Source organism: Streptomyces orinoci (assembly GCF_003121295.1).
Classification (GTDB): domain Bacteria; phylum Actinomycetota; class Actinomycetes; order Streptomycetales; family Streptomycetaceae; genus Streptomyces; species Streptomyces orinoci.
In genome coordinates, this window is the sequence record NZ_PHNC01000029.1 from 721,756 (window position 1) to 744,567 (window position 22,812).

Below are 22,812 nucleotides of genomic sequence, written 5' to 3' on the forward strand. Positions count from 1 at the left end.
CCCTGCTCGGTGCTTGACCGAACTGGTGGGCGAAAATCTCCTGTACCGACTTCATCAAACGGAGACCGGCGCAGTCCATACCACTTCCAGTCCGAAGGAGCAGACCACTTGTCCTGGCACCTGGCACTGACCGTGGACCGCCGGGCAAGGACCCCGATGGTCATCCAGATCAACAACGCCCTGCGCCGGCTGATCGAGAACGGCACACTGCAGCCCGGATCTCGCTTACCCTCCAGTCGACAACTCGCCACCGATCTGGCCATCTCGCGCAGTGTGGTGGTCGAGGCGTACGAGCAACTGGCCGCCGAGGGCTACCTGGTGACCCGGCGCGGTTCGGGAACCTGGGTAGGAGACAATGCCCGGTCCGTCTCCGTCGGTTCCGTGCTCGTCCCCGACAGTGCGGCTCATCTCGCCGGTGTGCGCTGGGATTTGCGTACCGCCTTCTCAGACCTCCAGGCCTTTCCCCGTCAGGCCTGGCTGCGCTCGGTCACCGCGGTGCTCGCTCAGGCAGGAACGGCCGAACTGGGCTATGGACCGCCCAGCGGGGTACCGCTGACCCGAGCGGTCCTCGCCGCATATCTGGGCCGGGTCAGGAGTGTTCGTTCCCGGCCCGAGAACCTCATGGTCACCTCAGGCTTCGCCCAGGGCCTGTCATTGCTGTGCAAGGTGCTACGGGACCAGGGGCACGAGGCACTCGCCGTCGAGGACCCCGGGCACCCGGGCGAGTGGGAGTTCATCGCCGGCAGCGGCTTACAGCCAGTGGCCATCCCGGTCGACGAGAACGGACTGCGGGTGGATCTACTGCGGGCCAGTGGTGCCCGTGCCGTACTCACCACCCCGTCCCACCAGTTCCCCACTGGTGTCCGCCTCAGTGCGGAACGCCGGGAGAGCTTGGTCGCCTGGGCCCGTGAGGTCGGCGGCTATATCGTCGAGGACGACTTCGACAACGCCTATCTGGAGCCCGCCGATCGGGTGGCGGCTCTGCAAAGCCTCGCCCCGGACAGGGTGATCTACGCGGGAAGTGTCAGCAAAGTGCTCGCCCCGGCCCTGCGCCTGGGCTGGCTGGTCGCCCCCGCGGAGCTGATGGCCTCGATCGAGTACGCCCGGGCCGGCTGGGACATCGGCTGCTCCGGCATCGAGCAGCTCACCCTGACCCACTTCATCGCCACGGGCGAGTACGACCGCCATCAGCGCCGGCTCCGCACCGAGTTCCGCCGACGTCGGGAGGTCATCCGGCGGCTTGTACCACACCGGCTCCCGGGCGCCCGGATCATCAGCAGGGACCATGGCCTGCAGACCTATCTGCTGCTCCCGCCCCGGGTGAGCGAGGAGGCCCTGGTCCGTGCCGCCCGGTCCCGCTCCATCCTGCTGCACGGCGGCACCCACTTCGCACTCGCTCCCAACATCCCCAGACCGCCCGCGATCGTACTCGGTCATGCTGGGGTGAATGAGGAGGATCTGGACCAGGTGCTGGCGGAACTTGGTCAGATCTGCCAGCAGTTGACGGATTCCTAGTCCACCGCCAGCCGGACGGCGACAAAGGCCAGCAGCAGACCCGTCACCCGTCGCTGCACCCCCTCCCACCGCGGCCGCCGCCGCAGCAGCGAGGCCACCGAACCGGCGGTGAGGACGATCAGCGCGTTCACCGCCACCGCCACACACACCTGCACCAGGCCCAGCACAAAGGACTGCACCGGCACCGCCCCGCGCCGGGGGTCCACAAACTGCGGCAGCACCGAGACATACAGCACGGCGATCTTGGGGTTGAGCAGATTGGTCAGCAGCCCCATCAGGAACAGCCGGCCCGCCGACTCCCGTTGCACTCCCCTCGGCGCGAAGACCGACTCCCCGCCCGGCCGCAGCGCGCGCCAGGCCAGCCAGCCCAGATAGGCCGCCCCGGCCAGTTTGACCGCCTGGTACACCGCCGGAACCAGCGAGAACAGGGTGGCGATCCCGGCCACCGCGGCCAGCAGATAGACCAGGAACCCGGTGGCCACGCCCAGCAGGGAGACCAGTCCGGCCCGGCGGCCCAGGGCCACCGAACGGGACACCAAGTAGGCCATATTGGGGCCGGGGGTCAGCACCAGACCCAGGGCGACCAGGGTCATACCGGCGACGGCATGCGCGGGGACAACGGCAAGAAGTTGTGGCATGCGAGGAGGATCACCCGGCTCAACCGTGCAGCACCAGCGCGCGGTTCTGCACCATGGGATTCAGCAACGCTCAACAATAAGGAGAACTTTCGTGCTTGACCTGACGCGTCTGCGCGCCCTGCACGCCGTCTCGGTGCACGGATCGGTCAGCGCCGCCGCCCTCGCCCTGGGCTACACCCCCTCCGCCATCTCCCAGGCCATAAGCAAGCTGGAGCGGGAGACCCGCACCACGCTGCTGGAGCGGCGCGGCCGCGGGGTGGTGCTCACCGACGCCGCCGACGCCCTGGCCCATACCGCCGCCGAGCTGCTGGCGCTGGCCGAGCGGGCGGAGAGCGAACTCGAGGAGCGGCGCGGCAGGCCCGCCGGCCGGCTGACCGTCGGGGCCTTCGCCACCGCCGCCCGCGATCTGCTGCCCGGCGTACTCGCCGAACTCGCCCGCGAATACCCCGCGTTGGATGTACGGATGACCGAGGTGGACCCACATCTCTCGGTGGACCTGGTGGCCCGGGGCGCGCTCGACCTGGCGGTGGCCCATGACTGGGACTCGGTGCCCCGCCCGGCGCCGGAGGGCCTGGAACGGGCGGAGATCGGCACCGACGGCTGCGATGTCCTGGTGCCGGAGGGCCACCCGCTGGCCGGACACGGCACCCTGGCCGCCGCGGATCTGGCGCACCAGCGGTGGATCTGCCAGCCGCCCGGGACGGTCTGCCACACCTGGCTGATCCGTACCCTGCGGGCCATCGGCCATGAGCCCGAAGTGGGCCACCAGGTGGCCGAGTTCCACACCCAGCTGGCGCTGGTGGCGGCCGGGCTGGGCATCGCCCTGGTGCCCCGGCTGGGGCGGGGCCCGCTGCCGGCCGGGGTACGGGCCCTCCCGCTGCGGCCCATGCCGGTGCGCCGGGTCTCCGCCTACTGGCGCACGGGGGCGGCCCGCCGTCCCTCCATCACCGAAACGGTCCGCCTGCTGCGAGCGCACTGGCCGGGCACTCCTTGAGGGCGCCCCCGCCAGGGGCGCGGGGAACTGCGCGACCAGCCCAAGCGGGCCCGCACCCGAGCGACAACGACCGTGGGCAGACGCTGTTTCGTCGCCGGGCGCGGCCCGGTGGCCGGTACCCCCACGGGCAGTGACCCTCCGCTGGCGCGCCTTACCGCACGCCCACACGCCCCCCTCCATTCCCCCGTACACACCGCGGCCGAAGCCCCCTCCGGTAACCCTGGTGGGAACCCGGCTCGTTGGGGGATTTATGCGCCATCCCGCGCTGCCGACAGCGCTGTTCGTCCTGGCCGTGCTCTATGCACCGGTGGCCCTCACCGACTGCCATACCCCGGGGCACGAGGGGGAGCGGGAGACGGAGGCCGCACCGCCGCCCCCGGTCTATCTGGCCAGGGGCAGCTGCGCCGGACCCGCCCCCGGCCATTCCCAGCTGGACTGCGCGGACCCCCGGGCCGTGGCCCGGGTGCTGGCCCGCTACAACGGGCCGCGGGAGAGCGGCCCGCGCTGCCCGGAGGACACCGACTTCGTCCTGCGCCTCGCCCCTGTGAACGCCGGATCCTCGGAGGAGCTCAGCGCGCCCGAGGGCTATGCCTGTATGCGTGCGCTGCACCCGCCGCACCCGGGCGACCCGGGCATGGGCGGCGGCCCGCTGACCGTGGTCGGCGACTGTGTCTACGCCGAGCGGCGCGGGGAGACGCAGGAGGAGGTGAAGGAGACCGCCTGCGACGGCTCACAGGCGCACGCTCCGGAGTACCGGATCGCGGCGGCGGCGCGCACCCGCGACTCCTGCCCCAAGGACACCGACCTCTATGTACAGATCGGCGGCGGGACACCCATCGGGTGTGCCCGCCGCCTCGGTTGATCTCAGAACCGCCGGCCGCTACGGCCGCAGGGTGGACTCCCGCTCCACCCGCACCTTGTCCAGCTTTGCGTCATAAGGCGCCAGCGGCTGCGCACGCCGCTCGTCCCGCTGCACCGCCGCCGGGGCCACCCCGGCCCAGCGCAGCACCTCGGCGGTGGCCTTCTCCCGCTCATCGGCGACCAGTTGCGCGATATTGGAGCCATGGTTGCCGCCCGGCGCGAAGAACCGGTAGTCGTGCCGGGCCTCGGCACCCTTGCCCAGCCGGAACGGCTTGGCGCCCCAGGGGTCGTTCTGCCCGTAGACAAAGAGCATCCGCTCGCTGTCCTGGCGTACCCAGCGGTCCACATCCGCCATCTCGCCCGGGTGCCACTTCATCGGGATGTCCCTCGGCACATAGACCCGGGGGCTGTTGATGCCGGGGTAGCGCAACACACCCTTCAGCTGCGGGTACTTGACGTGGGGGTAACCCAGCTCGGTGCCCGCCTGGTAGTAGTACGGGGTGAACTGCTCCAGGCCCTGGTCGGTGTAGCCGTCGAAGCCCGAGATGTCGTCGATGAACTTGTACAGCACATCGGTGGACGCCTTGGTGGCCGGCACCGAGGCGCAGTCGCTCTGCAGGTGGTACTGCCAGAACGACCACACCAGGTCCATCACCACATTCTCATAGGCCTTGTCGGCGCTGCCGACCACCTTGAAGGTCTTGCCGTTGTCCCGGGCCCACTGGCTGTAGCGGGCCACGATCTCCTTGCGGCGCACCAGCGCCTCGCGCTGCACCGAGTTCAGCTGCTTGCGGCAGGCCGCGTCCCCGACGGTGGCGAAGAACCGGTCGTAGGCCGAACCCTCCTGGGTCACCACGTCATTGGGCGCCACATAGGCGACCGTGCCGTTCATGTCATGAGGAAAGAAGCGGCGGTAGTAGGTGGCGGTCATTCCGCCCTTGCTGCCGCCGGTGGCCAGCCAGTTCTTTCCGTAGACCGGCTTGAGCGCCTGGAAGAGGCGGTGCTGGTCATTGGCCGCCTGCCAGATGTCCAGCTTGGACCAGTCGGCGGGCTGCGGCCGGGACGGAGTGAAGAAGCGGTACTCCATCGAGACCTGGTTGCCGTCGATGATCCGGGTGGGCTCACTACGGCTGGGCTTGGTGGAAACGTTGTAACCGGAAGTGAAGAAAACGGTGGGCCGGTCAGTGGACTTGTGCAGCAGGGTAAAGCGCTGCTCGAAGTTCCCCCGGTCCGGGTGACGGTGGTCGATCGGCTGACGGTAGGTCAACACAAGGTAGCGGTAGCCCGGATAGGGCTTCTCCTCGACAAAACGCATCCCGGGAATCTTCAGGATGCGTTCCTTGATATCCGGCTCGGGGGCGGTGGTCGCCGCCCCCGCCGTCGCCGTGCCGGCGCCGAGTGCTCCTATCAGCACCGCCAGCGCCAGCAGCCATCTGAGAGCCTTGCGCATACGCCCTCCCCTGGGTTCGCAAAGGTCGCCGCGAACCTACCTGGGGCGACAAGCGACGCGCCAGACCCTCCCGTCACACCGGCAGAACCCGTCCGTCACACCGCGGCGGACTCGAACTCGCCGGTGAAGGTGCGCCACAGCCGGGCGTACCGCCCGTCCAGGGCCAGGAGTTCGGCATGGGTGCCGTCCTCCACCACCCGGCCATGGTCCATCACCACCACCCGGTCGGCGCGGGCGGCGGTGGTCAGCCGGTGTGCCACCACCAGGGTGGTGCGCCGCCCGGCCAGCCGGTCGGTGGCCTCGTTCACCAGGGCCTCGGTGGCCAGGTCCAGGGCGGCGGTGGCCTCGTCCAGCAGCAGGATGTCCGGATCCACCAGTTCCGCCCGGGCCAGGGCGATCAACTGCCGTTGTCCGGCGGAGAGATTGCGGCCCCGCTCGGTCACCGGGTGCAGATAGCCGCCGTCCAGGGTGGCGATCATCTGGTGGGCGCCCACCGCCCGGGCCGCCGCCTCCACCTCGGCGTCGGTGGCCTCCGGACGTCCATAGGCAATGGCGTCCCGGACCGTACCGGGGAAGAGGTACGGCTCCTGGGGGACCACCCCCAGCCGGTGCCGGTAGCCGGTCATCTCCAGCTCGCGCAGGTCGTGCCCGTCCACCCGGACCGCGCCGGAGGACGGGTCGTAGAACCGGGCGACCAGCTTCACCAGGGTGGACTTCCCGGCGCCGGTCTCGCCCACAAAGGCCACCGTCTGTCCGGCCGGGATGGTCAGCTCGACCCCGGCCAGCGCCTCCTCCTCGGCCCCGGCATAACGGAAGCGCACCTGGTCGAAGACCACCTCGCCGCGCAACTCCCCGACCTCGACCGGTCGTTGCGCGGCCGGGGTGGAGGTGCGCTCGCGCAGCAGCGACTGCACCCGGCCCAGGGAGACGGTGGCCTGCTGATAGCCGTCGAAGACCTGGGAGAGCTGCTGCACCGGCGCGAAGAACAGGTCGATATAGAGCAGATAGGCCACCAGCGCACCGGCCGTGAGGGTGCCCTCACTCACCCGCCCCGCGCCCACGATCAGCACGGCGGCGGCGGCCACCGAGGACAGCAGCTGGACAAAGGGGAAGTAGACCGAGATCAGCCACTGTCCGCGCACCCGCGCCCGCCGGTATTCGTCGCTGCGCTCGGCGAACCGGTAGGCGCCCGCCGCCTCGCGGCGGAACACCTGGACCACCCGCAGTCCGGCCACGCTCTCCTGGAGGTCGGCGTTGACCGCCCCGACCCGTTCCCGGGCGAGTTCATAGGCGCGCACGCTCTGCCGGCGGAAGAACACCGTGCCGATCACCAGCGGCGGCAGGGTGGCGAAGACCACCAGGGCCAGCTGGACGTCCAGCACCAGCAGGGCGACCAGGATGCCGAAGAAGGTGAACACCGAGACCACGGCGGTGACCAGCCCGGTCTGCAGGAAGGAGGACAGCGCGTCCACATCGGTGGTCATCCGGGTCATGATCTTGCCGGTGAGTTCGCGCTCGTAGTAGTCCAGGCCCAGCCGCTGCAGCTGTGCGAAGATCTTCAACCGCAGGGCGTAGAGCACCCGTTCACCGGTCCGCCCGGTCACCCGGGTCTCGCCGACCTGGGCGGCCCACTGGACCAGCACCACCAGCAGGGCCAGCGCGGCGGCGGTCCAGACCGCGCCCAGCGCCATCCGCCGCACACCCTGGTCGATGCCATGCCGGATCAGCACCGGCAGCAGCAGCCCGGCGATGGCGTCCACCACCACCAGCAGCAGGCCCAGCGCCAGCGGGGCGCCGAAGCCATCCAGCAACTGCCGCAGACCGTACCGGGATTCGCCGCGTACCGCCTGCTCCTCGTCCACCTCGGGGGTGTCGGTGGCGGGCGGCAAGGCGGCCACCTTGGCGAGGAGTTCAGGGGTGGCCGGCATGCCGGAGGCGGGTGCCTCGGGGGTGTCGGGCCGTACCCAGAGCGATGGGGTGACACCGTCGATCACCTGCCGCCTGCGGCGTACCGGCTCCGGGTCCGGCAGCGCCAGTCCGGCCGGGTCCCTGGGCACCTCGGCCAGTTCATCGGGGTCGGTCAGCAGCCGCCGGTAGAGCTCACAGCGCTCCTGCAACTCCTCGGCGGTGCCCACGTCCACCAGCCGGCCGCCGTCGAGTACCGCGATCCGGTCGGCCAGCTGGAGGGTGGACGCCCGGTGGGCGATCAGCAGGGTGGTGCGGCCGCGCATCACCGAGCGCAGCGCGGTGTGGATCTCGTGTTCCACCCGGGCGTCCACCGCCGAGGTGGCGTCGTCCAGCAGCAGCAGCCGGGGGTCGGTGAGGATGGCGCGGGCCAGGGCTATCCGCTGGCGCTGGCCGCCGGAGAGGGTCAGGCCCTGCTCGCCGACCTTGGTGTCATAGCCCTCGGGCAGCGCGGTGATAAAGCCGTCGGCCTGGGCGGCGCGGGCGGCGGTGCGTATCTGCTCCTCGGTCGCCTCCGGCAGACCGTAGGCGATGTTGTCGCGGATGGTGTCGGAGAACAGGAAGCTGTCCTCCGGCACCAGCCCGATCGCCGCCCGCAGCGAGGAGTGGGTCAGTTCGCGTACATCCTGGCCGCCGATGCGCACCGCGCCCGAGGTCACGTCGTAGAAGCGGGGCAGCAGCAGGGCCAGGGTGGACTTGCCGCTGCCGGAGGTGCCGACCACGGCCACCGTCTCGCCGGGCTCGATGCGCAGCGAGAAGCCGTCCAGCACCGGGCGTTCGGGGTCATAGCCGAAGGAGACCCGGTCGAACTCCACCGAGGCGTCGGCGTCGGCGGGCAGTTCCCGGGCCTCCGGGTGTTCCGCCACCACCGGCTCGGTGTCGATCAGTTCCAGCACCCGCTCGACTCCGGCCCGGGCCTGCTGGCCCACCGTGAGGATCATGGTGAGCATCCGCACCGGGCCGATCAGCTGGGCCAGATAAGTGGAGAAGGCGACAAAGGTGCCCAGGGTGATCTGGCCCCGGGTGGCCATCCAGCCGCCGAGCGCCAGCATGGCCACCTGTCCCAGGGCGGGGACGGCCTGCAGGGCGGGGGTGTAGCGGGCGTTGAGGCGTACGGTGCGCAGCCGCGCGGCGAACAGTTCCCGGCCCACCTTGCGGAGCTTGCCGGTCTCCTGGTCCTCCTGGCCGAAGCCCTTGACCACCCGGACCCCGGTGACGGCCCCGTCCACCACTCCGGCCACGGCGGCCGCCTGGCCCTGGGCGTACCAGGTGGCGGGGAAGAGCCGGATCCGGCTGCGGATGGCCAGGAACCACAGCGCGGGGGCCACGGCCAGGGCGACCACGGTCAGCAGCGGGGAGAGCGCCGCCATCACCACCAGGGAGATGAGGAACAGCAGGATGTTGCCGATCATCATCGGCAGCATAAAGAGCAGGCTCTGGATCAGCTGGAGGTCGCTGGTGGCCCGGCCGATCACCTGGCCGGTGGAGAGCTGGTCCTGGCGGATGCCGTCCAGCCGGGCGATCGAGGCGTACATCTCGGTGCGCAGATCGTGCTGGACGTCCAGCGCCAGACGTCCGCCGTAGTAGCGGCGGACGAAGGTCAGGCCATAGACGACCAGGGCGGCGACGATCAGCAGGGTGGCCCAGGGGGCCAGCGGGCGCCGGTGGGAGCCTATGACGTCATCGATGATCAGCTTGGGTATCAGCGGCACCAGCGCGGTGACGGCCATGCCCAGCAGGGAGGATCCCAGGGCCAGCAGCACCGCGCCGCGATACCGCCAGCAGTATCCCGCCAGTCTCCTGGCCCAGCCCTGCCCGGTGTCTTCCGCCGCCACCAGCCACCTCCCGAGTGTTCTTCGCCAACGGAAGGCGCCAACACCGCTCGCGGCGGATTTCATCCCGCCGCAACATGGTGCGGCGCCGGTCCGCGGTCAGATGCCCGGCAGGTACTGGATCAGCAGGTCGATCAGTTTGATCCCCAGGAAGGGGGCGATCAGCCCGCCCAGCCCGTAGAGCCGCAGGTTGCGGCGGAGCAGGGCATGGGCGGAGGAGGGCGCATAGCGCACCCCGCGCAGGGCCAGCGGGATCAGCGCCACGATCACCAGGGCGTTGAAGATGATCGCGGAGGCGATGGCCGAGGTGGGGCTGTGCAGGCCCATGATGTTGAGCTTCTCCAGGCCCTGGTAGCCGGCCACCCCGCCGAACATGGCGGGCACGATGGCGAAGTATTTGGCCACGTCATTGCAGATGGAGAAGGTGGTCAGGGCGCCCCTGGTGATCAGCAGCTGTTTGCCGACCTCCACGATCTCGATCAGTTTGGTGGGACTGGAGTCCAGGTCCACCATGTTCCCGGCCTCCTTGGCGGCGGAGGTGCCGGTGTTCATGGCCACCCCGACATCGGCCTGGGCCAGGGCGGGCGCGTCATTGGTGCCGTCCCCGGTCATGGCGACCAGGTTGCCGCCCTGCTGCTCCTGGCGGATGCGGGCGAGCTTGTCCTCGGGGGTGGCCTCGGCCAGGAAGTCGTCCACTCCGGCCTCGGCGGCGATGGCCCGGGCGGTGAGCGGGTTGTCGCCGGTGATCATCACGGTCTTGATGCCCATGGCACGCAGTTCGGCGAAGCGTTCGGCGATGCCGGGCTTGACCATGTCCTTGAGGTGGACGGCGCCCAGTACCCGGGCGCCGTCCCGGTCTTCCACGGCGACCAGCAGCGGGGTGCCGCCGCCGGCCGCGATGGAGTCGGCGATCCAGCCGGCCTCGGGGGGTACGGTGCCGCCGCGCGCGGCCACCCAGTTGAGGATGGCGGAGGCGGCGCCCTTGCGGATCCGGCACACCTCGCCCTCCCAGGCGAAGTCCGCCCCGCTCATCCGGGTCTGGGCGCTGAAGGGGACGAACTGGCCGTGGGCGAGCTGCTGTTGGGGGCGGTCGGGCAGTCCGTAGCGCTCCTTGGCCAGGGTGAGGATGGAGCGGCCCTCGGGTGTCTCGTCGGCCAGCGAGGCCAACTGGGCCGCGTCCGCCAGCAGTTCGGCGGCCACCCCCTTGACCGGGACGAAGGAGGCGGCCCGCCGGTTGCCCAGGGTGATGGTGCCGGTCTTGTCCAGCAGCAGGGTGCTGACGTCCCCGGCCGCCTCGACGGCCCGGCCGGACAGGGCGATCACATTGCGCTGCACCAGGCGGTCCATGCCCGCGATGCCGATGGCGGAGAGCAGCGCGCCGATGGTGGTGGGGATCAGGGTGACCAGCAGGGCCACCAGCACGGTGATGGTCTGCTGGGCGCCCGCGTAGCCGGCCATCGGCTGAAGGCTGACCACGGCCAGGATGAAGACGACGGTCAGCGCGGCCAGCAGGATGTTCAGGGCCAGCTCATTGGGGGTCTTCTGCCGGGAGGTGCCCTCCACCAGCGCGATCATCCGGTCCAGGAAGGTGCTGCCGGAGCGGGAGGTGATCCGGACCAGGATCCGGTCGCTGAGCACGGTGGTGCCGCCGGTGACTCCGGAGCGGTCGCCGCCGGCCGCCCGGATGACCGGGGCGGACTCGCCGGTGATCGCCGACTCGTCCACCGCGGCGACCCCGTCCACCACCTCTCCGTCGCCCGGCACCACCTCACCGGCCTCGACCACCACCACATCGTGGGGCTGGAGTTCGGTGGCCGGAACGCGCTGTTCCTCCCAGTCCCGGGGGCCGCTGCCCACCCGCCAGGAGCGCAGCCGCCGGGCCATGGTGCTGCTCCGGGTCCGCCGCAGGCTCTCCGCCTGGGCCTTGCCACGGCCCTCGGCGACCGCCTCGGCCAGATTGGCGAAGACCACGGTGAGCCAGAGCCAGCCGCTGATCAGCCAGGTGAAGACGGAGGGGTCCAGCAGCGCGGACAGGGTGGTCAGCGCGGAGCCGACCTCCACCACGAACATCACCGGGTTGCGCACCATCACCCGGGGGTGCAGCTTGCGCAGCGCCTCCGGGAAGGAGGCCACCAGCTGCCGGGGATCGACCGCCCCGCCGGCCACCCGCCGGTGCCTTCTGCGGCCCGAGGGCTCCGGCGGAGCGGGGGTCGGCGGGGTGACATCCTGCTCGGGGGCCAGGTGCAGCATCGGGTGCCTTTGCCGGGTCGGGGTGAATGATCACCCCAGCCAACCGTGCGGGAGCCGCCGCCGGATGGCTCCTGACGGCCCCTTGGCGCCCTCCGGCCCCGGTCTTACGCGCCCTTTACGCGGACCTTTACGGAACCCTTTGCGTAACCCCTTGCGCGACCCCTTACGCGCCTGCCTCCCGGCGCTGGGCGGCGATCTGCCGGGACATGATCGTGGTCAGCTCATAGGCGGTGTGCGAGGCCGCCACCGAGGTGATCTCGGCATGGTCATAGGCCGGGGCGACCTCCACCAGGTCGGCGGAGACCAGATGGCAGTCGGACAGTCCCCGGATGATCTCCAGCAGTTCGCGGGAGGTCAGACCGCCGGCCTCGGGGGTGCCGGTGCCGGGGGCGTGGGCCGGGTCCAGGACGTCGATGTCGATGGAGATGTACAGCGGGCGGTCACCGATGCGCTGGCGGAGCTGGTCGGCGATCTCGTCCACGCCACGGCGCATCACATCGGCCGAGGTGACGATGCCGAAGCCCATCTTGGCGTCGTCGTCCAGGTCCTTCTTGCCGTAGAGCGGGCCCCGGGTGCCGACATGGGAGAGGGCGGAGGTGTCCAGGATGCCCTCCTCCACCGCACGCCGGAACGGGGTGCCATGGGTGTACTCGGCACCGAAGTAGGTGTCCCAGGTGTCCAGGTGGGCGTCGAAGTGCAGCAGGGCCACCGGGCCGTGCTTACGGGCCACCGAGCGCAGCAGCGGCAGGGCGATGGTGTGGTCGCCGCCCAGGGTCATCAGCCGGGCGCCGGTGTCCAGCAGCTCGTCGGCGGCGGCCTGGATGGTGTCCACCGCCTCGTCGATGTTGAAGGGGTTGGCGGCGATGTCACCGGCGTCGGCGACCTGGGCCAGGGCGAAGGGGGAGGCGTCCTGGGCCGGGTTGTAGGGGCGCAGCAGCCGGGACGCCTCACGGATGGCGTTGCCGCCGAAGCGGGCGCCCGGGCGGTAGGAGACGCCGGTGTCGAAGGGCACCCCGACCACGGCCACATCGGCCGAGCCGACCTCGTCCAGGCGCGGCAGCCGGGCAAAGGTGGCCGGGCCCGCGTAGCGCGGGACGCGGGAGGAATCGACGGGGCCGCGCGGTTCACGCGGGGCTGCGGCGGTGGTCATGCGTGGAGCCTCTCGGGACGCTGCCTGGGACGTGACCGAGGGTAGGCAGGGGCCCGGGCGCCGCACATATACGGAATTGAGGGGTTGGGCTTCCTCTTATGGACACCACGTCCATCGCGTCTCCGCCCGGGGAAGAATGGGGCCATGTCGATACCACTGTCCGTGCCCGGCCGTGCCGAACTGATCGACCACCTGGTCCGTACCCGGATCGCCGGCGTCGTGGCGACGCCCCGGGCCAACAGCCTGGACCACTACCGCAAGCTCGCCCATGGCGACCGGCACCACTGGCTGGGGGTGGAGCTGGGCGACCGCTGGCGGGACGAGCAGGATGTGCTGGCGGTGATGGCCGAGCGGTGCGGGGTCAGCGACGACCCCGAACTGCGCACCGGCCCGGACTACATCGACCCCGAACTGACGGTGGCCGCGCTGGAGCGGGCGGCCGCCTTTCTGCGCAAGGCGGCCGAGACGGGCCAGCGGGTGCTGCTGGCCACCGGGCACCCGGGCGGACTGCTGGACGTCCACCGGATGACGGCCGCCGCCCTGCGCTCGGCGGGCTGCGAGATCGTCGCCCTCCCCCTGGGGCTGACCGCCGACGAGGGCAGTGTGCACCCGGTGGCGGATGTGGCCGTCTATGAGCGCGGCGCCGCCCTCTGGCACACCCACTCCCCCGCCCCGATGGCCGCCATCCTGGACGGCCTGGCCCTGGCCGGCCGGCCGCTGCCGGACCTGGTGGTCGCCGACCACGGCTGGGCGGGCTGCGCGGCCCAGCGCGGCATCGACGCGGTCGGCTACGCCGACTGCAACGACCCCGCCCTCTTCCTCGCCGAATCCGAGGGCACCCTGCGGGTGGCCGTCCCCCTGGACGACCATGTCACCGACCCTCGCTTCTATGAGCCGATGACGGCCTATCTGCTGTGGTACGCCGGGCTGTTGGGCTAGCCCGTCCGGGGTGCGGGCCCCGTCAGGGGCGCGGGGCGACTGCACCATGCGGCTCCGCCGCGTGGGCGCGACCAGCCACGGAAAACCCGCGCCCGCCAACGCTCAGACCGGCCCCGAACGCCGCGCGTTCCACCCCCGCACCACCAGCCAGCTCCCCCCATAAAGCACGGCCGCCTCAAACCCCCGCAGCGCCGCGCCCCATATAAACCGTGCGCCGCCGGTGAGTTCGAGCACCCGCTGATGCCAGAAGAACAGCACCACCACGCCCAGCACGATGACCGCCACCCCCGCGGCCATCAGCAGCAGCCGCGGTACAACCCCCAACCGCGCACCCTCATACGGCATTTCGACCCCTCCCCGGTCAATGGCCCTCTTGGTAAAGAGAGTACAAGGACCCACTGACAGCCCCCGGCAGGGATCAGCGCGGCACCCGCACGACCCCCTCCTGTATCACCGACACCGCCAACCGCCCGTCCTGGGTGAAGATCCGCCCCCGCGCCAGCCCCCGCCCGCCCTGGGAGGTGGGGCTCTCCTGGTCGTAGAGCAGCCACTCATCGGCGCGGAACGGCCGGTGGAACCACATGGCGTGGTCCAGGCTGGCGCCCACCACATCGCCCACCACCCAGCCACCGCGCCCATGGGCCAGCAGCACCGAGTCCAGCAGGGTCATATCGGAGACATAGGTGGCCAGGCAGACATGCAGCAGCGGATCGTCCGCCAGCTTGCCGTTGGTCCGGAACCACACCTGTGACCTGGGCTCCCGCGGCTCGCCCGCGCTGGCGAACGGCGGGTCGTCCACATACCGCAGATCGACCGCGGCCCGCGCCCTGAGCAGCCGCTCCACCACTCCCATCCCGCCGATCCGGTCGGCATGCCGGGCCAGCAGCTCGGCCGGAGCGGGCAGATCCAGCGGATCCGGTGCGGCCGGCATCGCCTCCTGGTGCTCCAGCCCCTCCTCATGGGCCTGGAAGGAGGCGGAGAGATGGAAGATCGGCTGTCCGTGCTGGACGGCCACCACCCGGCGGGTGGTGAAGGAGCGCCCGTCGCGGATGCGGTCCACGGTGTAGACGATGGGCACCCGGGGATCGCCCGGGCGCAGGAAGTAGGCGTGCAGGGAGTGCGCGGGTCGCTCCTCCGGCACCGTGCGCCCCGCGGCGACCAGGGCCTGGGCGGCCACCTGGCCGCCGAAGACCCGGGGGATGAGCGCATGGCGGCTGACGCCGCGGAAGACATCCTGCTCGATCCGTTCCAGGTCGAGCAGGTCCAGCAGGTCCTCCAGGGGGGTAATGGGCTCGTTCACGGTGCTCACAGGCCCATCGACTTGGCGATGATGGACCGCATCACCTCGCTGGTGCCGCCGTAGATCCGGCTGACCCGGGTGTCCGCGTACAGCCGGGCCACCGGGTACTCCATCATGTAGCCATAACCCCCGTGCAGTTGCAGGCACTTGTCGATGACCACCGCCGCGCGCTCGGTGGTGAACAGCTTGGCGGAGGCGGCGTCGGCGGCGGTCAGTTCGCCCGTGTCATGGGCCTCCAGGGCCCGGTCCACCACCGCCTGCATGGCGTCCACCTCCGCCTTGCAGTCGGCCAGGACGAACTTGGTGTTCTGGAAGGAGGCGACGGCCTTGCCGAAGACCGTGCGCTCCCTTACATACTCCTTGGCGAATTCCAGCGCCGCGGCGGACTGGGCGTAGGCGCTCACGGCGATGCCCAGCCGCTCCTGCGGCAGGTTCTGGCCGAGGTAGGAGAACGCTCGTCCCTCCTCGCCGAGCAGGTCCTCCACCGGCACCTTGACGTCGTCGAAGAAGAGTTCGGCGGTGTCGGAGGTCTGCAGCCCCAGCTTCTCCAGTTTGCGGCCCACCGTGTAGCCCTCGGAGGAGGTGTCCACCACCAGGATGGAGATGCCGCCGCGCCGGTCCTCCGGCGTGGGAGGCGCGGTACGGGCGCAGACCAGCACCCGGTCGGCCTGGACGCCGCCGGTGATAAAGGTCTTGGCGCCATTGAGGACATAGTGGGTGCCGTCCTCGGAGAGCCGGGCGGTGGTGCGCATTCCGGCCAGATCGGAACCGGTGCCCGGCTCGGTCATGGCGATGGCGGTCATCATCTCGCCGGTGACAAAGGGCGGCAGCCAGCGCCGCTTCTGCTCCTCGGTGGCATAGGCCAGCAGATAGGGCAGGCAGAGCGCGGTGTGCACCCCGCTGCCGCCGAAGCTCACCCCGGCGCGGGCGCACTCCTCGACGATCACCGCCTGGTATTTGAAGCCGGACTCGCCCGCGCCGCCGTACTCCTCGGGCACCTCGATGCCGAACACGCCCAGCTCGCCGAGCTTTTTGTAGAAGTCACGGGGCACCAGGCCGGCCTCGCGCCACTCGTCGTAGTAGGGAACCACCTCGGCGGCGATGAAGTCGCGGATGGTCCGGCGGAACGCCTCATGGTCGTCGTTGAACACGGTGCGACGCACAACTACCCCCTTGGGCGGGCCGGTTCACCGCGACCCGGTGCTGGTGCTAAGCGCTTGCTCAGTAACTCACCGGGAAAGCTACCGGCCGGTCACCTCAACTGTCCAGGATGGAACCATTATTGGGGCACGTCGGCGGACTCGGCGGGCTCTACCGCTCCGGCGGGCTGCGCGCCGCCTGCGGAGAGCGCGGCCAGCGCGCCATGCGCCAGCCGCCGCAGCAGCGCGGCGGTGGCGTCCCGGCCGGGCAGCGCGCCCGGACGGCCCAGGTGCGGGGTGGAGTTGAGCAGGCCGAACACCGCGTGCACCGCCGCCCGGGTGTCGGATTCGGCGACGTCCGGATGCAGCCGCCGCACCACCTCCACCCAGAGCTCCACATACTGCCGCTGGAGCGAACGGACCAGCTTGCGGTCGCTGTCGCGCAGCTGGCCCAGCTCCCGGTCGTGCAGCACGATCAGCGCACGGTCGTCCAGCGCGAAGTCGATATGCCCGTCGATCAGGGAACCCAGCACGGCGGCCGGGCCGTCACCCGCGCCGGTGGCGGCCGCCACCCGCTGCCGGCCCTCGGCCAGCAGCCGCCCGCTGATCCCCACCAGCAGCTCGGCCAGCATGGCGTCCTTGCCCGCGAAGTGGCGGTAGAGGCCGGGGCCGCTGATCCCGACGGCCGCCCCTATCTCATCCACCCCCACCCCATGGAACCCGCGCTCGGCGAAGAGCCGGGCGGCCTCCTGGAGGATCCGCTCACGGCGGCTGGGGGCGGGGGCGGCGGGGAGCAGCGCCCGGGCTCGGCTGGCTTCGTCGTTCACGGAAGAAAGTGTAGACAGTTCCGTTAGCGCGCGTTAACCTGAAGGCGGAGTTAACGCTCATTAACAGAGCTGATCGGCTGATCGTCCGGGCAAGGGGGCTCGTGTCATGCAGCAGGCACCGGTGCTGGCCGGCACCGCAGATCCGGCGTCCGACGCCTGGCGGGCCAATGAGGCCGCCCATCGAGAGCTGGTGGCCGGCCTGCGGGAGAAGCTGGCCAAGGCCCGGCTGGGCGGCGGGGAGCGGGCCCGGCAGCGGCACACCGCCCGGGGCAAGCTGTTGCCGCGGGAGCGGGTGGACGCCCTGCTGGATCCCGGCTCGCCCTTCCTGGAGCTGGCCCCGCTGGCGGCCGAGGGGATGTACGGCGGCGAGGCCCCGGCGGCCGGGGTGATCGCCGGCATAGGGCGGGTCTCCGGCCGTGAGGTGGTGATCGTCGCCAATGACGCCACCGTCAAGGGCGGCACCTACTACCCGATGACGGTCAAGAAGCATCTGCGCGCCCAGGAGGTCGCGCTGGAGAACCGCCTCCCCTGCCTCTATCTGGTGGATTCCGGCGGCGCCTTCCTGCCCATGCAGGACGAGGTCTTCCCCGACCGGGAGCACTTCGGCCGGATCTTCTACAACCAGGCCCGGATGTCGGGGGCCGGCATCCCGCAGATCGCCGCGGTGCTGGGCTCCTGCACGGCGGGCGGCGCCTATGTCCCGGCGATGAGCGACGAGGCGGTCATCGTGCGCGGCCAGGGCACCATCTTCCTGGGCGGGCCGCCCCTGGTGAAGGCGGCCACCGGTGAGGTGGTCACCGCCGAGGAGCTGGGCGGCGGAGAGGTGCACTCCAAGGTCTCCGGGGTCACCGACCACCTCGCCGAGAACGACGCCCACGCCCTGCGGATCGTCCGCACCATCGTCTCCACCCTGGGCCAACGCGCCCCGCTGCCCTGGGCGGTGGAGCCGGCCGAGGAGCCCAAGGCCGATCCCGCCGGGCTCTATGGTGTGGTCCCGGTGGATTCCCGGACGCCCTATGACGTCCGCGAGGTCATCGCCCGGGTGGTGGACGGCTCCCGGTTCGCCGAATTCAAGGCCGAGTTCGGGCAGACCCTGGTGACCGGCTTCGCCCGGATCCATGGCCACCCGGTGGGCATCGTCGCCAACAACGGCATCCTGTTCTCCGAATCCGCCCAGAAGGGCGCCCACTTCATCGAGCTCTGCGATCAGCGCGGCATCCCGCTGGTCTTCCTGCAGAACATCTCCGGCTTTATGGTCGGCAGGGATTATGAGGCGGGCGGGATCGCCAAGCACGGCGCCAAGATGGTCACCGCCGTGGCCTGCACCCGGGTGCCCAAGCTGACGGTGGTCATCGGCGGTTCCTATGGCGCGGGCAACTACTCGATGTGCGGCCGGGCTTACTCCCCCCGCTTCCTGTGGATGTGGCCCAACGCCAAGATCTCGGTGATGGGCGGCGAACAGGCCGCATCGGTGCTGGCCACCGTCAAACGCGACCAGCTGGAGGCCCGGGGCGAGAGCTGGACCGCCGAGGAGGAGGACGCCTTCCGCGCCCCCATCCGCGAGCAGTACGAAACCCAGGGCAACGCCTACTACGCCACCGCCCGGCTCTGGGACGACGGCATCATCGACCCGCTGGAGACCCGGCAGGTGCTCGGCCTCGCCCTGACCGCCTGTGCCAACGCGCCCTTGCCGCAACGGGATCCTGCCTCTCCCGGCTATGGCGTCTTCCGGATGTGAGGGGACAGCTGACCATGTTCGAGACCGTTCTGGTGGCCAACCGAGGCGAGATCGCCGTCCGGGTGATCCATACGCTGCGCAGACTGGGCATCCGCTCGGTGGCCGTCTTCAGCGATGCCGACGCGGACGCCCGCCATGTGCGCGAGGCCGATACCGCGGTGCGGATCGGCCCGGCGGCCGCCGCCGAGAGCTACCTCTGCATTGACCGGCTGCTGGAAGCCGCCGCCCGCTCCGGAGCGCAGGCCGTCCACCCCGGCTATGGCTTCCTCGCCGAGAACGCCGCCTTCGCCCGCGCCTGCCGGGAGGCGGGCCTGGTCTTCATCGGTCCGCCCGCCGAGGCGATCGAGCTGATGGGCGACAAGATCCGGGCCAAGGAGACGGTGCGGGCGGCGGGCGTGCCGGTGGTGCCGGGCTCCTCCGGCAGCGGGCTGAGCGACGCCCAACTCTCCGAGGCCGCCCGGGAGATCGGGATGCCGGTGCTGCTCAAGCCCTCGGCCGGCGGCGGTGGCAAGGGCATGCGGCTGGTGCGTGACCAGGCGCTGCTGGGCGAGGAGATCGCGGCCGCCCGGCGGGAGGCCCGTGGCTCCTTCGGCGATGACACCCTGCTGGTGGAGCGCTGGATCGACCGGCCCCGGCATATCGAGATCCAGGTGCTGGCCGACGGCCATGGCCAGGTGATCCACCTCGGCGAGCGCGAGTGCTCGCTCCAGCGCCGCCACCAGAAGATCATCGAGGAGGCACCCAGCGTCCTGCTGGACCCGGAAACCCGGGCCGCGATGGGCGCCGCCGCGGTGCAGGCCGCCCGCTCCTGCGGCTACACCGGTGCGGGCACGGTGGAGTTCATCGTGCCGGGCAATGACCCCTCCTCCTACTACTTCATGGAGATGAACACCCGGCTCCAGGTGGAGCATCCGGTCACCGAACTGGTCACCGGGCTGGACCTGGTCGAGTGGCAGCTGAGGGCCGCCGCGGGCGAGCCACTGGGGCTGACCCAGGAGGAGGTCACCCTCTCCGGCCATGCGGTGGAGGCCCGTATCTGCGCGGAGGTCCCCGCCCGGGGCTTCCTCCCCTCGGCGGGCACGGTCCGGCTGCTGAGCGAGCCCCGGGGCGAGGGCGTCCGGGTGGACTCCGGCCTGGCCGAGGGCACCGAAGTGGGCACCTCCTATGACCCCATGCTCGCCAAGGTGATCGCCTATGGGCCCGACCGCCCGACCGCACTGAGGCGGTTGCGTGCCGCGCTGGCGGAGACGGTGGTGCTGGGCGTCGAGACCAATACCGGCTTCCTGCGGCGCCTGCTGGCGCACCCCGATGTGGTCTCCGGCGACCTGGACACGGGCCTGGTGGACCGGGACGGGGCCGCGCTGGCCGAGATCCCGGTCCCCGACGAGGTCTATGCGGCGGCCGCGCTGCTACGGCAGACGGAGCTGGAGCCGGCGCCCGGCCCCGGCTGGACCGACCCCTTCTCGGTTCCCAGCGGCTGGCGGCTGGGCGGTGAAGTGGCCTGGACAGCCCATGAGTTCAGGGTTCCCGGCCAGGAGCCGGTGACGGTGCGAGTCCAGGGCCGCGCCGGCGACGCGGAGGTCCTGGTGGAGCCCGGGTCCGGGCAGGCGGGGCCGGGTGCGCACTCGGAGGCAACGGGCGGCGCCGGCTCCCCGGCGGCGATGCGGGCGGCCCTGCGGACCGGCAAGGGCAACGCACCCGGCGCGGCAGCCCACCCGCACCGGCTCGTCCTCGAACTGGACGGTGTCACCCACCACTTCACCAGCGCGCCCAGCCCCATGGGGACCTGGCTCGGCCGGGACGGCGACGCCTGGCATATCACCGATCACGACCCCATCGCCGCCCTCACCGGGGGAACCGCCTCCCATGCGGGGGCGCTCACCGCACCGATGCCGGGCACCGTCACCGTGGTCAAGGCCGGGGTGGGGGACACCGTGACCGCGGGCCAGAGCCTGCTGGTGGTGGAGGCGATGAAGATGGAGCACGTCATCGCCGCCCCCTATGACGGCACCGTGACCGAGCTGGATGTCACCCCCGGAAGCACGGTCGCGATGGACCAGGTCCTCGCCGTGGTCACCGCCACCGCCCCCGAGGAGGAGTCATGACCGAGGGACTGCCCATGGCCGTACCCGACCCGGCCCTCCCCCGCAGGGTCCGCATCCATGAAGTGGGGCCCCGGGACGGGCTGCAGAACGAGCAGGCCACCGTACCGACCGAGGTAAAGGCCGAGTTCATCCACCGGCTGGCGGCGGCGGGTCTGGACACCATCGAGGCCACCAGCTTTGTCCACCCCAAGTGGGTTCCCCAACTCGCCGACGCCGAGCGGCTGATGCCACTGCTCGGCGATGTCGGGGCACATCTTCCGGTGCTGGTGCCCAACACCCGGGGTCTGGAGCGGGCCTTGGCCCTGGGCGTCCGGGAGATCGCGGTCTTCGGCAGTGCCACCGAGTCCTTCGCCAAGGCCAATCTCAACCGCACCGTCGATGAGTCCCTGGAGATGTTCGCCCCCGTGGTGGCCGCGGCCCGGGAGGCCGGGGCCACCGTACGCGGCTATCTCTCCATGTGCTTCGGCGACCCCTGGGAGGGCCCGGTCCCGCCGGCCCAGGTGGTCAGGGTCGGCCGCCGGCTGCTGGAGCTCGGCTGTGACCAGCTGAGCCTGGGCGACACCATTGGCGTCGCCACCCCAGGCCATGTCACCGCACTGCTGACCGCCCTCAACCAGGCGGGAGTGGCGACCGGGCAGCTGGCCGTCCACTTCCATGACACCTATGGCCAGGCCCTGGCCAACACCCTTGCGGCGCTCCGCCATGGCGTCACCACCATCGACGCCTCGGCCGGCGGACTGGGCGGCTGCCCCTACGCCAAGAGCGCCACCGGCAACCTCGCCACCGAGGACCTCGTCTGGATGCTGCACGGCCTGGGCATCGAGACCGGGGTCGATCTCGGCCGTCTCACCGCCACCAGCGTGTGGATGGCCGACCGACTGGGCCGACCCAGCCCCTCCCGCACCGTGCGTGCCCTCTCCCACCAGGAGTCCTAGCCATGCCGCTGGATCACCGCCTCACCCCTGAACACGAGGAACTCCGCCGCACCGTGGAGGAGTTCGCCCACGATGTCGTCGCGCCCAAGATCGGCGACTTCTATGAGCGCCATGAGTTCCCCTATGAAATCGTGCGCGACATGGGCCGGATGGGCCTGTTCGGCCTGCCCTTCCCCGAGGAGTACGGCGGCATGGGCGGCGACTATCTGGCCCTGGGCCTGGCGCTGGAAGAGCTGGCCCGGGTGGATTCCTCGGTGGCCATCACCCTGGAGGCCGGGGTCTCGCTGGGTGCCATGCCCATCTACCACTTCGGCACCGAGGAGCAGAAGCGCCAGTGGCTGCCCCGGCTCTGCTCCGGCGAGATGCTGGGCGCCTTTGGCCTGACCGAGCCCGAGTGCGGTTCGGACGCCGGCGGCACCCGGACCACCGCCCGCCTGGACGAGGCCACCAATGAGTGGGTGATCAATGGCACCAAGTGCTTTATCACCAACTCCGGTACCGACATCACCGGTCTGGTGACCGTCACCGCGGTCACCGGCCACACCGAGGAGGGAAAGCCGCTGATCTCCTCGATCATCGTCCCCTCCGGCACCCCGGGCTTCACCGTCGCCGCGCCCTACTCCAAGGTCGGCTGGAACGCCTCCGACACCCGTGAGCTCTCCTTCGCCGATGTCCGGGTGCCTGCCGCCAATCTGCTCGGCGAACAGGGGCGCGGCTACGCCCAGTTCCTGCGCATCCTGGACGAGGGCCGGATCGCCATCTCCGCCCTGGCCACCGGTCTGGCCCAGGGCTGTGTGGATGAGTCGGTGGCCTATGCCCGTACCCGTATGGCCTTCGGCCGTCCCATCGGCGCCAACCAGGCCATCCAGTTCAAGCTGGCCGATATGGAGATGCGGGCCCACACCGCACGGCTGGCCTGGCGGGACGCCGCTTCCCGGCTGACGCATGGCGAGCCCTTCAAGAAGGAGGCCGCGCTCGCCAAGCTCTACTCCTCGGAGATCGCGGTCACCAACGCCCGGGAGGCCACCCAGATCCACGGCGGCTATGGCTTTATGAACGAGTACCCGGTGGCCCGGATGTGGCGCGACTCCAAGATCCTGGAGATCGGCGAGGGCACCAGCGAGGTCCAACGAATGCTGGTCGCCCGGGAATTGGGACTCACCGGCTGAGCTGC

17 protein-coding genes are annotated in these 22,812 nt (G+C 70.9%); 8 read left to right on the top strand and 9 right to left on the bottom strand.

Going from position 1 to position 22,812, the window contains the following annotated elements; genetic code table 11:
• The first annotated feature begins 108 nt into the window (after nucleotides 1-108).
• Nucleotides 109-1,515 (top strand): MocR-like pyridoxine biosynthesis transcription factor PdxR, encoded by a 1,407-nt coding sequence (gene pdxR / locus CV755_RS18055; RefSeq protein ID WP_109281252.1) that lies wholly within the window; start codon nucleotides 109-111, stop codon nucleotides 1,513-1,515.
• Here pdxR and CV755_RS18060 read toward each other — a convergent pair.
• On the bottom strand, nucleotides 1,512-2,153 hold the full coding sequence (locus tag CV755_RS18060) for a LysE family translocator (protein WP_109281253.1): 642 nt from the start codon (nucleotides 2,151-2,153) through the stop codon (nucleotides 1,512-1,514). The genes pdxR and CV755_RS18060 overlap by 4 nt on opposite strands.
• A gap of 91 nt (nucleotides 2,154-2,244) precedes the next feature.
• Between CV755_RS18060 and CV755_RS18065 the strand changes: the two genes are divergently transcribed.
• Together CV755_RS18065 and CV755_RS18070 are read left to right on the top strand one after the other, a co-directional pair.
• A complete protein-coding gene (locus CV755_RS18065) occupies nucleotides 2,245-3,147 on the top strand; it encodes a LysR family transcriptional regulator (RefSeq protein WP_109281254.1) in 903 nt (300 codons plus the stop codon).
• Nucleotides 3,148-3,397: 250 nt separating this feature from the next.
• Nucleotides 3,398-4,009 (top strand): hypothetical protein, encoded by a 612-nt coding sequence (locus tag CV755_RS18070; protein WP_109281255.1) that lies wholly within the window; start codon nucleotides 3,398-3,400, stop codon nucleotides 4,007-4,009.
• A gap of 18 nt (nucleotides 4,010-4,027) precedes the next feature.
• On the opposite strand, the gene CV755_RS18075 is transcribed toward CV755_RS18070, so the two are convergent.
• From CV755_RS18075 to speB, 4 genes are all read right to left on the bottom strand, one after another.
• Nucleotides 4,028-5,458, bottom strand: a complete 1,431-nt coding sequence (locus CV755_RS18075; protein WP_109281256.1) for a S28 family serine protease — start codon at nucleotides 5,456-5,458, stop codon at nucleotides 4,028-4,030.
• Between the two features lie 95 nt (nucleotides 5,459-5,553).
• Complete coding sequence (locus CV755_RS18080; RefSeq protein ID WP_422070563.1) at nucleotides 5,554-9,258, bottom strand: ABC transporter ATP-binding protein; 3,705 nt, start codon at nucleotides 9,256-9,258, stop codon at nucleotides 5,554-5,556.
• Nucleotides 9,259-9,354: 96 nt separating this feature from the next.
• Nucleotides 9,355-11,505, bottom strand: a complete 2,151-nt coding sequence (kdpB, locus tag CV755_RS18085) for a potassium-transporting ATPase subunit KdpB (protein WP_109281257.1) — start codon at nucleotides 11,503-11,505, stop codon at nucleotides 9,355-9,357.
• Nucleotides 11,506-11,668: 163 nt separating this feature from the next.
• Nucleotides 11,669-12,655 (bottom strand): agmatinase, encoded by a 987-nt coding sequence (gene speB, locus CV755_RS18090; RefSeq protein WP_109281258.1) that lies wholly within the window; start codon nucleotides 12,653-12,655, stop codon nucleotides 11,669-11,671.
• A 144-nt stretch (nucleotides 12,656-12,799) separates the two neighbouring features.
• Here speB and CV755_RS18095 point away from each other — a divergent pair, with 144 nt between their 5' ends.
• Nucleotides 12,800-13,594, top strand: coding sequence for a phosphatase (locus CV755_RS18095; RefSeq protein ID WP_241561270.1), 795 nt, complete (start codon nucleotides 12,800-12,802; stop codon nucleotides 13,592-13,594).
• Between the two features lie 102 nt (nucleotides 13,595-13,696).
• On the opposite strand, the gene CV755_RS18100 is transcribed toward CV755_RS18095, so the two are convergent.
• The 4 genes from CV755_RS18100 to CV755_RS18115 all read right to left on the bottom strand — a co-directional run bounded on the left by CV755_RS18100 (nucleotide 13,697) and on the right by CV755_RS18115 (nucleotide 16,830).
• The gene (locus tag CV755_RS18100) at nucleotides 13,697-13,918 is read right to left on the bottom strand and encodes a hypothetical protein (protein ID WP_153068694.1); all 222 of its coding nucleotides are present in this window, start codon (nucleotides 13,916-13,918) and stop codon (nucleotides 13,697-13,699) included.
• A 94-nt stretch (nucleotides 13,919-14,012) separates the two neighbouring features.
• Nucleotides 14,013-14,894, bottom strand: a complete 882-nt coding sequence (locus tag CV755_RS18105) for an acyl-CoA thioesterase (RefSeq protein WP_109281946.1) — start codon at nucleotides 14,892-14,894, stop codon at nucleotides 14,013-14,015.
• Between the two features lie 5 nt (nucleotides 14,895-14,899).
• The gene (locus tag CV755_RS18110; RefSeq protein ID WP_109281260.1) at nucleotides 14,900-16,057 is read right to left on the bottom strand and encodes an acyl-CoA dehydrogenase family protein; all 1,158 of its coding nucleotides are present in this window, start codon (nucleotides 16,055-16,057) and stop codon (nucleotides 14,900-14,902) included.
• 116 nt (nucleotides 16,058-16,173) lie between these two features.
• Nucleotides 16,174-16,830, bottom strand: a complete 657-nt coding sequence (locus CV755_RS18115) for an SACE_7040 family transcriptional regulator (RefSeq protein WP_109281947.1) — start codon at nucleotides 16,828-16,830, stop codon at nucleotides 16,174-16,176.
• Nucleotides 16,831-16,966: 136 nt separating this feature from the next.
• On the opposite strand from CV755_RS18115, the gene CV755_RS18120 reads away from it, so the two are divergent.
• Genes CV755_RS18120 through CV755_RS18135 form a run of 4 tightly spaced genes read left to right on the top strand, consistent with a single transcriptional unit; the run spans nucleotide 16,967 to nucleotide 22,807 of the window.
• Nucleotides 16,967-18,598, top strand: coding sequence for a carboxyl transferase domain-containing protein (locus tag CV755_RS18120; protein ID WP_109281261.1), 1,632 nt, complete (start codon nucleotides 16,967-16,969; stop codon nucleotides 18,596-18,598).
• 14 nt (nucleotides 18,599-18,612) lie between these two features.
• The gene (locus CV755_RS18125) at nucleotides 18,613-20,703 is read left to right on the top strand and encodes an ATP-binding protein (RefSeq protein WP_109281262.1); all 2,091 of its coding nucleotides are present in this window, start codon (nucleotides 18,613-18,615) and stop codon (nucleotides 20,701-20,703) included.
• On the top strand, nucleotides 20,700-21,638 hold the full coding sequence (locus tag CV755_RS18130) for a hydroxymethylglutaryl-CoA lyase (RefSeq protein ID WP_109281263.1): 939 nt from the start codon (nucleotides 20,700-20,702) through the stop codon (nucleotides 21,636-21,638). The genes CV755_RS18125 and CV755_RS18130 overlap by 4 nt, the downstream gene beginning before the upstream one ends.
• An 8-nt stretch (nucleotides 21,639-21,646) precedes the next feature.
• A complete protein-coding gene (locus CV755_RS18135; RefSeq protein WP_109281948.1) occupies nucleotides 21,647-22,807 on the top strand; it encodes an acyl-CoA dehydrogenase family protein in 1,161 nt (386 codons plus the stop codon).
• Nucleotides 22,808-22,812 lie beyond the last annotated feature (5 nt).